Source organism: Psychrobacter sp. W2-37-MNA-CIBAN-0211 (assembly GCF_040309405.1).
GTDB classification, from domain to species: domain Bacteria; phylum Pseudomonadota; class Gammaproteobacteria; order Pseudomonadales; family Moraxellaceae; genus Psychrobacter; species Psychrobacter glaciei.
In genome coordinates this window covers 1-2,011 of record NZ_JBEOOU010000028.1, presented here as the reverse complement: position 1 = coordinate 2,011, position 2,011 = coordinate 1, and the positions used below count along the sequence as shown (strand labels likewise).

Below are 2,011 nucleotides of genomic sequence, written 5' to 3'. Positions count from 1 at the left end.
GTATTGGCAGAGCAGCGTAGCCCTACCCGAGAGATCGAGCTACATTTAACGGGTAACATGGAGCGCTATATTTGGGCCTTAGATGGTGTGATGTTTAAGGATGCAACGCCTGTCAATATTAAACCTAACGAGCGTGTACGCATTACCTTAGTCAATGACACGATGATGAATCACCCGATGCATCTGCATGGTATGTGGAGTGACTTGCGCACGCCATCTGGAGACTTTCAAGTACGTAAACATACGATTGTGGTGCAGCCAGCGCAAAAAATTAGCTTCGATGTGACGGGTGAAGTTGGACGATGGGCATGGCATTGCCACCTGCTTTATCACATGGAAGCCGGTATGTTCAGAGAAGTTGCCGTCGTTTAACAAACCTTCGAATATGAGGCTTATTATGAAAATATCTAAGAAAAATCTGCCATTCATTGGTTTGTCATCGCTAGTCTTGCTCACCTCATCGTTTGCAACGGCTGCTGATATGTCGAATATGGATCATAGCAGCATGGACATGTCAGGTGATATGTCTGGTATGGATCATAGCGGTATGGATATGTCTGATATGGATATGTCTGGTATGGACCACAGTGGCATGGACATGTCGGGCGATATGTCAGATATGGATCACAGCGGCATGGATATGTCAGGCGATATGTCTGATATGGATCACAGTGGCATGGATATGTCGGGCGATATGTCAGATATGGATCACAGTGGCATGGATATGTCGGGCGATATGTCAGATATGGATCATAGTGGCATGGACATGTCAGGCATGGATCATGGCAGTATGGATATGTCTGGGATGCAAGGCGGGCAGCCGCCAGCCGATGCTCGCAGTCCAGACTATTCAAACGGTGTTCCCTATGGGCAGTATGGTAAGCCAATGATGATGGGCAGCATGCCGTTATGGGGAGTATCAGTAGACGACTTGGGCTATCAGTTTGATGAGGATCAAATCAACTTTGAGGCGACAGGTTGGTATGGTACTGACAGTAATCGTATCAGGCTACGCACGGAAGGTAGTGCTCAGACTAAAGATGATAAAGAAATAGACAGCTTGAGCTCGCTTGCTTATTGGAAACCATTGAGCATTTTCTGGAATGGTGAAGCTGGTGTCGCTTACGATACTGAAAACGATAACGCTGCCCTTATGGCAGGTATTGTCGGCACCGCGCCGTATTTCATCGAAACAGATGCGAGAGCCTACTTATATACCGATGGTCAACTTCGTCTTGATTTAGGCGCAGAGTATGAATGGCGTTTGGATCAGCATTGGGTAGTCATACCAGAGGTGGGATTAACTGCCTTTAGTAAAGATGACCATGATAATGACATTACCAAGGGCTTTAATGAGATGGAAGCTGAGGTTAGGCTGACTTACGAAACCTTCAGTCGCCAGCTAGCCCCTTATGTGGGTGTGAGTTATGAGACAGCGCTTGGCAAAGCTCGTGGTCAACGGCGTCAAGAAAATGAATCGGTTGATAGCAGTAGTTTGACTGCGGGGGTCAAATTCTGGTTCTAATATTATTAAAATAATAGGGGATATACTATGAATGCTTCAGATCAAAACACCATGAATCATCAACAGGGCATGAACCCGTATGTAAAGTTCACTCTGATGATTGTGACGTCTACGATTGTGATGTACATCATGATGTATTTCAATACTTATGAATGGGATCATATTTACTTTAGTGAAACCCGAGCTTATATGGCGCTCTACATGGGTGCCGGTATGGCAGTGGTCATGTTGGCATTTATGACTAATATGTATAAGAAGACCAAGGTCAACTTAATGATTTATGGTCTGAGCGTATTGATGTTTGCTGTTGGTATTTGGGGCGTACGATCACAAGCAACTGTCGATCAAGTCGATTGGATGCAAGCGATGATACCGCATCACTCGATTGCTATTCTCACCAGTAGTCGTGCTGATATTGAAGATCCGCGTGTACAACAGCTTGCTGACGATATTATAAAAGCGCAAAAACGTGAAATCGCTGAGATG

3 protein-coding genes are annotated in these 2,011 nt (G+C 45.3%); all 3 read left to right on the top strand.

From position 1 onward, the window contains the following. Window positions 1–372 (top strand): multicopper oxidase domain-containing protein (locus AAEY72_RS14080; protein ID WP_352311112.1); only part of this gene is annotated, 372 nt, incomplete at its 5' end. A gap of 25 nt (window positions 373–397) precedes the next feature. Then, a complete protein-coding gene (locus AAEY72_RS14075) occupies window positions 398–1,525 on the top strand; it encodes a copper resistance protein B (RefSeq protein ID WP_352311110.1) in 1,128 nt (375 codons plus the stop codon). A gap of 27 nt (window positions 1,526–1,552) precedes the next feature. Next, a partial coding sequence (locus tag AAEY72_RS14070) for a DUF305 domain-containing protein (protein ID WP_352311108.1) occupies window positions 1,553–2,011 on the top strand: 459 nt, incomplete at its 3' end.